This is a genomic window from Streptococcus sp. 1621 (assembly GCF_013276615.1).
GTDB lineage: Bacteria > Bacillota > Bacilli > Lactobacillales > Streptococcaceae > Streptococcus.
In genome coordinates this window covers 1-10,298 of record NZ_VMLJ01000015.1, presented here as the reverse complement: position 1 = coordinate 10,298, position 10,298 = coordinate 1, and the positions used below count along the sequence as shown (strand labels likewise).

At 41.0% G+C, this 10,298-nt stretch carries 9 protein-coding genes and 1 pseudogene; 9 read left to right on the top strand and 1 reads right to left on the bottom strand.

The window, feature by feature from the left end; translation table 11 throughout:
• Positions 1-50: 50 nt before the first annotated feature.
• Positions 51-1,322: a PLP-dependent aminotransferase family protein gene (locus HT697_RS03990; protein WP_173219171.1), complete on the bottom strand. Its 1,272-nt coding sequence runs from the start codon at positions 1,320-1,322 to the stop codon at positions 51-53.
• Between the two features lie 141 nt (positions 1,323-1,463).
• On the opposite strand from HT697_RS03990, the gene budA reads away from it, so the two are divergent.
• The 9 genes and pseudogenes from budA to HT697_RS10285 all read left to right on the top strand — a co-directional run.
• Entirely contained in the window at positions 1,464-2,195 is a 732-nt protein-coding gene (budA, locus tag HT697_RS03985; protein WP_000360295.1) for an acetolactate decarboxylase, read from the top strand.
• Positions 2,196-2,204: 9 nt separating this feature from the next.
• Complete coding sequence (locus tag HT697_RS03980) at positions 2,205-2,957, top strand: YhfC family glutamic-type intramembrane protease (protein WP_173262248.1); 753 nt, start codon at positions 2,205-2,207, stop codon at positions 2,955-2,957.
• A gap of 113 nt (positions 2,958-3,070) precedes the next feature.
• A complete protein-coding gene (gene murB, locus HT697_RS03975; protein WP_055356681.1) occupies positions 3,071-3,976 on the top strand; it encodes a UDP-N-acetylmuramate dehydrogenase in 906 nt (301 codons plus the stop codon).
• 159 nt (positions 3,977-4,135) lie between these two features.
• The gene (locus tag HT697_RS03970) at positions 4,136-5,293 is read left to right on the top strand and encodes an ABC transporter ATP-binding protein (RefSeq protein WP_000742900.1); all 1,158 of its coding nucleotides are present in this window, start codon (positions 4,136-4,138) and stop codon (positions 5,291-5,293) included.
• Positions 5,274-6,080: an ABC transporter permease gene (locus HT697_RS03965; RefSeq protein WP_173262245.1), complete on the top strand. Its 807-nt coding sequence runs from the start codon at positions 5,274-5,276 to the stop codon at positions 6,078-6,080. Before HT697_RS03970 ends, HT697_RS03965 begins: the two co-directional genes overlap by 20 nt.
• Positions 6,077-6,850, top strand: a complete 774-nt coding sequence (locus tag HT697_RS03960; protein WP_050251127.1) for an ABC transporter permease — start codon at positions 6,077-6,079, stop codon at positions 6,848-6,850. Before HT697_RS03965 ends, HT697_RS03960 begins: the two co-directional genes overlap by 4 nt.
• Positions 6,847-7,917 carry an ABC transporter substrate-binding protein gene (locus HT697_RS03955; protein WP_173262242.1) on the top strand — a complete coding sequence of 357 codons (1,071 nt, stop codon included), beginning with the start codon at positions 6,847-6,849 and terminating at the stop codon, positions 7,915-7,917. Before HT697_RS03960 ends, HT697_RS03955 begins: the two co-directional genes overlap by 4 nt.
• A 206-nt stretch (positions 7,918-8,123) precedes the next feature.
• Positions 8,124-9,029: a GIY-YIG nuclease family protein gene (locus tag HT697_RS03950; protein ID WP_173219165.1), complete on the top strand. Its 906-nt coding sequence runs from the start codon at positions 8,124-8,126 to the stop codon at positions 9,027-9,029.
• 779 nt (positions 9,030-9,808) lie between these two features.
• Positions 9,809-10,227 (top strand): annotated as a pseudogene (locus HT697_RS10285) (PASTA domain-containing protein); the annotation flags it as partial.
• Positions 10,228-10,298 lie beyond the last annotated feature (71 nt).

The window sequence follows — 10,298 nt, the reverse complement described above, 5'->3', positions numbered from 1 at the left end:
ACGTGGTTTGAAGAGATTTTCGAAGAGTATAAAAAAAGCAGAGTTGGAAGTCATTCCAATTCTGCTTTTAAATAGTTTAAAACCTTTTCCAGATTGTCTAAGGATACCTTGGCAAATTGATAAGGACAGGCATCCAAGTAAGCCTCTTCAAAGAAATCCAAGCCCAGTTGACTGTGTTTGAGACTGGCGATTTTAGAATACTGTCTCAAGTCTAGTAATAAACCATCGTGTAGGGGATAATGAGGAAGGGGACAAGGTGTTTTGGTTAAACTTTTCTCGAGTTGTTTTTGGTAGTCTTCTTGATTGGACAAGCGAGCTAGACGGTTTTTCTCAAACAGTTGACTGTCAATATAGAGTGACAGAGCTTTTTGCATGATGAGGTTGCTGTCGTAGTCTAGGATATTTTTGTAGGCCACAAAGGCTTCTTTAATAGTATTTGGAAGAATGAGCGCCGTAATCCGCAGGGCTGGAAAGAGGCTGGTTGAGAAGGACTTGATATAAATGACGCGCTCTTCTGTATCCAGATAGTGGAAGGTCTGGCCCTTCTTGGAGTCCAAATCACCTAGATAGTCGTCCTCTACGATATAGACACCGTACTTGGTAGCTAAGTCAAGGATAGCTCGTTTGTCCTGCTCAGAATAGGAATGCCCCAGAGGATAGTGAAAACGAGGGATGGTATAGAAAAACTTAATTTTTCCTGTTTTGAAGTGACTTTCCAGCTCCTCCAAGTCAATCCCATCAATGCCTCGTTCAATGGTTTGATAGTCCAGACCTTGAGCAATCAAGAGTCGATTCATCCGATGATAGGTCGGTTGTTCCACCAAGATTTCCTTTGCTTGGCTAGGGAAGGATATTTGAGAAAGGATAAACAGGGCTTGTTGGGTCCCAGAAGTCAATACTAGTTGGTCAGCCTTGCAGTAGAGGGCTTGATCAAAGAGGAGTTTATGAATAGACTGTCTTAGGTCTTCTAATCCTTCTTGATTGTCATAGTAGTTGAAGAGGTAGTTTTCCCGTCCAATCAAGGTTTCATTGACGCAGAGTCGGAAATCGTCATAGGCACTGGCATGTTCGTCAGTGACTTCGATTTCTAGGTCCTGGTGTTGCCCTTGCTCTAAGACATAGTAGCCACTCTGGGGCTTGGCATAGAGGTATTGTTCGTGCCGTAATTCCAGCAGGGCACGTTGAATGGTGTCCTTGCTACAGTGAAAGTCAAGGCTCAGTTGACGGATAGAAGGCAGGCGACTTCCCGTTGGAAAACGTCCAGACTCGATACCGTTTTTCAGATAGGAAACGACCTCTTGGTACTTGCTTTGTTTCTTCATTCCAGACCTCCCTTGATTTTGTTACATTGTACCTTTTTTTTTCCTTCTTGGCAATGTCTAAAGTGTTTCTCTCGTTCACATCTAGGGGCAAATGTGGTATACTTAGGAGTAAGATTTATAGAATAATAGACAAGAAAGAGAATGGATAAGAACGTGCAGGAACCAGTGAAATTATTTCAATACAATACCCTTGGAGCCTTGATGGCTGGCCTTTATGGTGGTACTATGACAGTAGGAGAATTGCTAGAGCATGGTGACCTTGGTTTGGGAACCTTGGATTCCATTGATGGGGAATTGATTGTCTTGGATGGCAAGGCTTATCAGGCCAAAGGATCAGGCGACCAGCCAGAAATTGTGGAGGTGTCACCAGATGCCCTTATTCCTTATGCAGCAGTAGTACCGCACCAGGCAGAGGTCATTTTCCGCCAGCGCTTTGAGATGACAGACAAGGAATTGGAAGAGCGAATCGAGTCTTATTATGATGGGGAAAATCTTTTCCGCTCAATTAAGATTCGTGGCGAATTTTCACATATGCATGTGCGCATGATTCCCAAGTCGACACCAGATACCAAGTTTGCTGATGTCGCGACCCATCAACCGGAATATAGTCGTGACAATGTGGCGGGGACCATTGTTGGTTTCTGGACGCCAGAGATTTTCCATGGAGTCAGTGTGGCAGGCTACCATCTGCACTTCATTTCAGATGATTTGACCTTCGGTGGTCATGTCATGGACTTTGTCATCAAGGAAGGTATTATCGAGGTGGGAGCTGTTGACCAATTGGACCAACGTTTCCCAGTCCAAGATCGTCAATACTTGTTTGCTAAGTTCAATGTTGATGAGATGAAAAAAGATATTGAAAAGGCAGAATAGGAGAAGAAAATGAACATTCATATCATTATTACCATTGTGTTTTTGCTGACTTTTCTAACAGAGAGCATTTGGTATGCCAAAAAGAAATACCAGATTAATCTAGCTGTCTTGGGCTTGGGTGCTGTTGCCTTCTTTGTTTCTTCGCAGATTTTAGAAAAACTGGTGCATATCTTAGTTTTACATCCTCAAAAAGACGGTAGTATTGCCCTCTTGCAAGACCATCCGCTTGTCTATATCATCTATGGCCTAGCCATGGCAGCATTTTTTGAGGAAACTGCTCGTCTTATTTTCTTCAAATGGTTGGAGAAAAAGAGAAGTTTGGAAAAGGCAGACGCCTTGGCCTATGGGTTAGGGCATGGTGGCTTGGAGTTGATTTTCCTAGGTCTTACTAGTTTGCTTAATCTCTACTTCGTTCTCTCAGCAGTTCAAACGCAGAATCCACAGGTCATGCAATTGCTGTCTGAAAATATGTTGAAAACTATCCAGTCGCTATCAGTCTGGCAGATTTATTTGCTTGGTTTTGAGCGAATCTTGGCCCTAGGTTTCCAATTACTCTTGACTGTTTGGGTTTACCAAGCTGTTCGCCAGAAGAAATGGATTTATCTCCTAGCGGCCTATGGACTACATGTCTTCTTTGACCTAGCACCATCTCTAGTCCAAGTTGGCTGGTTGACCAATCCAGTCTTGGTTGAAGTTGTCCTAGCACTTGAACTTGTTCTGGTTGCCTATGGAACAAAGGCTATCTTTTGTAAAAAATCATAATAAAAGGGGGAAACCTCTTTTTCTTATGCAAAATCCAAACAAGGTCTTTTTAGGGTCGTCAAATGTCTCTAAAAATGGTATAATGGAATGAATTTTGTAAAAGGAAGAGTGACATGTCTGTAAGAGAAAAAATGCTTGAAATCTTAGAAGGGATTGATATCCGTTTTAAGGAACCCTTGCATAGCTATAGTTATACAAAAGTAGGTGGAGAGGCCGATTATTTGGTCTTTCCACGAAATCGTTTTGAGTTGGCTCGCCTTGTTAAATTTGCCAATCAAGAAAATATCCCTTGGATGGTTCTTGGCAATGCTAGCAACATCATCGTTCGTGATGGTGGGATTCGTGGATTTGTCATCTTGTGTGACAAGCTCAATAACGTTTCCGTTGATGGCTATACCATTGAAGCAGAAGCTGGTGCTAACTTGATTGAAACAACTCGCATTGCGCTTCGTCATAGTTTGACTGGCTTTGAGTTTGCTTGTGGCATTCCAGGAAGCGTTGGCGGTGCTGTCTTTATGAATGCGGGTGCCTATGGGGGCGAGATTGCCCACATCTTGCAGTCTTGTAAGGTCTTGACTAAGGATGGGGAAATCGAGACCCTGTCTGCCAAGGACTTGGCTTTTGGTTACCGCCATTCAGCTATTCAGGAGTCTGGTGCAGTTGTCTTGTCAGCTAAATTTGCCCTAGCCCCAGGAACCCATCAGGTTATCAAGCAGGAAATGGACCGCTTGACGCACCTACGTGAACTCAAGCAACCTTTGGAATACCCATCTTGTGGCTCGGTCTTTAAGCGTCCAGTCGGGCATTTTGCAGGTCAGTTAATTTCAGAAGCTGGCTTGAAAGGCTATCGTATTGGTGGCGTAGAAGTGTCTGAAAAGCACGCAGGATTTATGATCAATGTCGCTGATGGAACGGCTAAAGACTATGAAGATTTAATTGAGTCTGTGATTGAAAAAGTCAAGGAACACTCTGGCGTTACTCTTGAGAGAGAAGTCCGTATTTTAGGTGAAAGCAAGTAGGAAGCTGTAGTTGAAAAGCTGCTGCTATGTCATGGAAAGGGGGTGAAAGCCTATCGTTAGTGCAGAAGAATGTAGGCAGTTCAATCTCCTACACGAGGTAGTAGCGGCCTGACAGAGCCCTGATCTGTTAATCTATGAAAAAGAAGGAATAAATGACAATTGAAAAAACCAATTATTGAATTCAAAAACGTCTCTAAAGTTTTTGAAGACAGCAACACCAAGGTTCTCAAAGACATCAACTTTGAGTTGGAAGAAGGGAAGTTTTACACCCTTTTAGGCGCATCGGGTTCAGGGAAATCAACTATCCTTAACATCATTGCAGGTTTACTGGATGCGACGACAGGAGATATTTTGCTGGATGGTGTCCGCATCAATGACATCCCAACCAACAAGCGAGACGTCCATACAGTCTTCCAATCCTATGCCTTGTTTCCACATATGAATGTGTTTGAAAATGTTGCCTTTCCGCTCCGCTTGCGCAAGATTGACAAGAAAGAAATCGAGCAGCGTGTAGCGGAAGTTCTCAAGATGGTTCAGTTGGAAGGGTATGAAAAACGTTCCATCCGTAAACTTTCTGGAGGACAACGTCAGCGTGTGGCCATCGCCCGTGCTATCATCAACCAACCTCGTGTGGTCTTGCTGGATGAGCCCTTGTCAGCGCTGGACTTGAAATTAAGAACAGACATGCAGTATGAACTGCGTGAACTGCAACAACGATTGGGCATTACCTTTGTCTTTGTCACTCACGATCAGGAAGAAGCGTTGGCCATGAGTGACTGGATTTTCGTTATGAATGATGGTGAGATTGTCCAGTCAGGAACACCTGTGGACATCTACGACGAGCCGATTAACCACTTTGTTGCCACCTTTATCGGGGAGTCAAATATCTTGCCAGGAACCATGATTGAGGACTACTTGGTTGAGTTTAACGGCAAACGCTTCGAAGCGGTCGATGGAGGGATGAAGCCAAATGAACCTGTTGAGGTCGTTATTCGTCCAGAGGACTTGCGGATTACCCTTCCTGAAGAAGGCAAGCTCCAAGTTAAGGTTGATACCCAGCTCTTCCGTGGGGTGCACTATGAAATTATCGCCTATGACGAACTTGGAAATGAATGGATGATCCACTCAACTCGTAAGGCCATTGTTGGTGAGGAAATCGGTCTGGACTTTGAACCAGAAGACATCCATATCATGCGTCTCAACGAAACTGAAGAAGAGTTCGATGCTCGTATCGAAGAATACGTGGAAATCGAAGAGCAAGAAGCAGGTCTGATCAATGCAATCGAGGAGGAAAGAGATGAAGAAAACAAGCTCTAAACTCTTTGTAGTGCCCTACATGCTTTGGATTGCACTCTTTGTCCTGGCACCCTTGGTCTTGATTTTCGGACAATCCTTTTTCAACATTGAAGGCCAGTTTAGTTTAGAAAACTATAAATCTTACTTTACGTCACAAAACTTGACCTACCTAAAAATGAGTTTCAACTCAGTGCTTTATGCAGGGATTGTGACCTTTGTGACTCTTCTCATCAGCTATCCGACAGCCCTCTTTTTGACCCGTTTCAAGCACCGTCAACTCTGGCTCATGCTAATTATCCTGCCTACATGGATCAATTTGCTCCTCAAGGCCTATGCCTTTATCGGAATTTTTGGTCAAAATGGCTCTATTAACCAATTCTTGGAATTTATCGGAATCGGTTCGCAACAGTTGCTCTTTACCGATTTCTCCTTTATCTTTGTCGCAAGCTACATCGAGCTTCCTTTTATGATTTTGCCCATTTTCAATGTCTTGGACGATATGGATAACAATCTCATCAATGCCAGCTATGACCTAGGTGCGACCAAGTGGGAGACTTTCCGTCATGTCATCTTCCCTCTGTCTATGAACGGCGTGCGAAGTGGAGTTCAGTCGGTCTTTATTCCCAGCTTGAGTCTCTTCATGCTGACACGTTTGATTGGTGGGAACCGTGTTATTACACTGGGAACGGCTATTGAGCAGAACTTCCTGACCAATGACAACTACGGTATGGGTTCAACCATCGGTGTGATTCTCATCCTGACCATGTTCATCACCATGTGGGTGACCAAGGAAAGGAGAGAACGATGAAAAAATTTGCCAACCTTTATCTGGGACTGGTCTTTCTTGTCCTCTACCTGCCAATCTTTTACCTGATTGGCTATGCCTTTAACGCAGGCAATGACATGAATAGCTTTACAGGCTTTAGCTTGAGCCATTTTAAAACCATGTTTGGCGATGGTCGTCTTATGTTGATTGTGACTCAGACCTTTTTCTTGGCCTTTCTATCAGCCTTGATTGCGACCATTATCGGGACTTTTGGTGCCATTTACATCTACCAGTCTCGGAAGAAATACCAAGAATCCTTTTTATCGCTCAATAATATCCTTATGGTTGCGCCTGATGTTATGATTGGTGCCAGTTTCTTGATTCTCTTTACCCAACTCAAGTTTTCACTTGGCTTTTTGACTGTTCTATCTAGTCACGTGGCCTTCTCCATTCCTATCGTGGTCTTGATGGTCTTGCCACGTCTCAAGGAAATGAATGGCGACATGATTCATGCGGCTTACGACTTGGGAGCCAGTCAATTTCAGATGTTCAAGGAAATCATGCTTCCTTACCTGACACCGTCTATCATTGCAGGTTATTTCATGGCCTTCACCTATTCGCTAGATGACTTTGCTGTGACCTTTTTTGTAACGGGAAATGGCTTTTCAACCCTGTCAGTCGAGATCTACTCTCGAGCTCGTAAGGGGATTTCGCTAGAAATCAATGCCCTGTCTGCCCTTGTCTTTCTCTTTAGTATTATCCTAGTTGTTGGCTATTACTTTATTTCACGTGAGAAGGAGGAGCAAGCATGAAAAAACTCTATTCATTTTTAGCAGGAATTGTAGCCATTATCCTGGTCTTGTGGGGAATTGCGACTCATCTCGATAGTAAAATCAATAGCCGAGATAGTCAAAAATTGGTTATCTACAACTGGGGGGACTACATCGATCCAGAACTCTTGGAGCAATTCACAGAAGAAACAGGAATCCAAGTCCAGTATGAGACCTTTGACTCCAACGAAGCCATGTATACAAAGATTAAGCAGGGTGGAACGACCTACGATATCGCCATTCCTAGTGAATACATGATCAACAAGATGAAGGACGAAGATCTCTTGGTTCCGCTTGATTATTCAAAACTTGAAGGTCTTGAAAATATCGGACCAGAGTTCCTCAACCAGTCCTTTGACCCAGGCAATAAATTCTCCATCCCTTACTTCTGGGGAACCTTGGGAATTGTTTACAATGAAACCATGGTAGAGGAAGCGCCTGAGCATTGGGATGACCTCTGGAATCCAGAGTATAAGAACTCTATCATGCTCTTTGATGGGGCGCGTGAGGTACTGGGACTGGGGCTCAACTCCCTCGGCTACAGCCTCAACTCCAAGGATACCCAGCAATTGGAAGAGACAGTGGATAAGCTCTACAAGTTGACTCCAAATATCAAGGCTATTGTGGCGGATGAGATGAAGGGCTACATGATTCAGAACAACGCTGCTATCGGCGTGACCTTTTCAGGGGAAGCCAGCCAAATGCTGGAAAAAAACGAAAATCTACGCTATGTGGTACCGACTGAGGCCAGCAACCTTTGGTTTGACAATATGGTCATTCCCAAAACCGTCAAAAACCAAGATGCCGCCTATGCCTTTATCAACTTTATGTTGAAACCTGAAAATGCACTCAAAAATGCAGAGTATGTCGGCTATTCAACACCAAACCTACCAGCTAAGGAATTACTCCCAGAGGAGAAAAAAGAAGACAAGGCATTCTATCCAGATGCTGAAACCATGAAACACCTAGAAGTTTATGAGAAATTTGACCATAAATGGACAGGAAAATATAGCGACCTCTTCCTACAGTTTAAAATGTATCGGAAGTAGGAGTTAGCAGTCACGAAACGAATCAGTCAAGCTGGTTCGTTTTTTTTTTGAATCAGATGGAAGTGTCAGTATGAAATTGAAAAATTCAATTCTCAATAAACCTTTGAAAAAAATATTTAAGCCCTTGACCGTTATTAAGACCTTCTGTATAATGATATAAGAGAGATTATGCAAAATTTTCCATATAAATAAAAGAGAAATACAATATGAATGAAAAGATATATTTGAAGGATATTTTCAGATTTAATGAGTTATTGTCACAATCGGAGTATAAAGGGTATCGTATTAAGTTACGATTTAACAAGAATTGGGATGATTATAGTTTTGTTGATGATTATATCAGTGGATCTGAAGATTTTTTACCATGGATTTTAAGTAATGGTTCAGATAAAAAAAGTCGAAATCGTAGAAACGAAATTCAGTTTCAATTTATAGAAGTGGAGTATCATAAATGGCTCTTTGTTGGGGCCTATCTTATAAAAGAAACGAATAGTCAGATAAAGCAAGTGACCTATGGGAACCATCATGTTAAGTTCGCTTTAGCTGAACGATTAGAAGAGTATGATAAGTTTATAGAAAAAGTTTTGGTTAATCATACTAATACAGGTCAATCATGGTTTTATGTTAATCCTAAAATAATTGAATCAGTTGTAGTAGAATCTGTAAACAGTATTTCCTATTTTAATCAAACGTCTCATTTTCCAGGTTATGAAAATATTTCATTTTCTTATCAAGAATTAAAGAAAAATTGGGCAAACAGTTCTTGGAGACAATATCTATCAGCTGTTTATGGTGTCTATGTTATTACTGATGTTAGGACAGGAAAGCTCTATGTAGGTTCTGCTTATGGAGATAATGGAGTTTATGGAAGATGGTCTACATACTTAAGTGAAGGATATGATAAATCCGAAATGGAAGAAAATCGTTATCCGAATAAAAGATTGTGTGAGATAGTCGAAAAATATGGAATAAGTTATATTAAAAAGTATTTTCAATATAGTATATTAGAGATTTTTCCAAAGAATGAAGTTGGAAAACAAAAGGCACTTCAACGTGAACGATATTGGAAGAAAGTATTAAAATCTAAAGAACATGGTTATAATGCAAATTAGGAGAGGCTATGAATAATTTGAATGATTGGGAAAAAGCTCGTCGAGAAGAAGAATTGAATCAAGAGCTAAAAAGACAGAATAACTTGTTGGAACAGCAGAGATGGGAACAGCAGTTTTCTAACCAAAAACAACAGGCAGCACTAGATGAACAAAATCGTCTTGCTCGAGAACAACAAGAAACATTAAAAGAGAGAAATGAGTTAGAACGTCAGAGGCAATGGGATGAGGAATCTCGACATCAAAGAGAGTTAGAATTACGTATTGAGCAACAATATAAAGATAATATATTTGATTTAAAAAAACTGTGGGCCAAAGCTGAATCAGAAAATGAGAGAGGGAGAATTCAGATACTCTTAGCAGAAGCAGAAGCTGACTGGAATGAGTATATACTGGAGAAAGAGAGAGAAGCAGAAAGAAAGCGATTGGCTACAGAGCAATTTCAAATAAAACAGCAGGAAGAAAGAGAACAGAATGAATTATTAGAGCGCCGTAGACAGAAAATTAGTAGGATAAAGTGGTTTTTTGGAATAGTTATAAGCTTACTTTTATTAGTGATAATTGTAACTTTTTTCATAGGTATGAATAAGTCTAAATCATCTCATAATAGTACTAAGCAATCAACTCAATCATCTAATTCAGCAACCTCCACAAGTTCTACAAAGCAAGCTTCTCTTGGTGGAAATAAATCTAAAGATAAACAAACTTCATCAACAAGTTCTGCTTCTTCTAGACCACAGGCTACAAAAGTATATATTGGAAACCTTATTGGTTTAAGTAAATCTGATGCTATATCAGAATTGAAGAGTAGAAAAATTACTGAGAATCATATAAAAGTTGAGGAAGAAGAAAGTGATGAATATTCTCCCGGTACAATTTTACGTCAGAGTTTATCGGAGGGAACTTTATATGATTTGAATGATTCATCCGATATTATTTTGACTGTTGCAAAAGAACGAACTAGCGCTACAATGCCAAATTATGCAGGTTCAAGTTTTGAATTTACCAAAAATAATTTAATCACATTGTTGGTATTAAAGAAGCCAATATTGAAAGAGTAGAAGTTTCAACTGCTCCTGAAGGTACATCGGAGGGAACTGTAGTAGATCAAAGTCCGAAAGTAGGAGAGGAAGTTGATTTGAAACGTACACGAGTTAAAATTTCAATTTATAAGCCCAAAAATTCTCAAACATCACGAAGTAGATCTAGATAAATTAAGAGGTTAATGCAGAAAGTTAACTTATGGCTAACACATGGGTAAATTCCCAAACT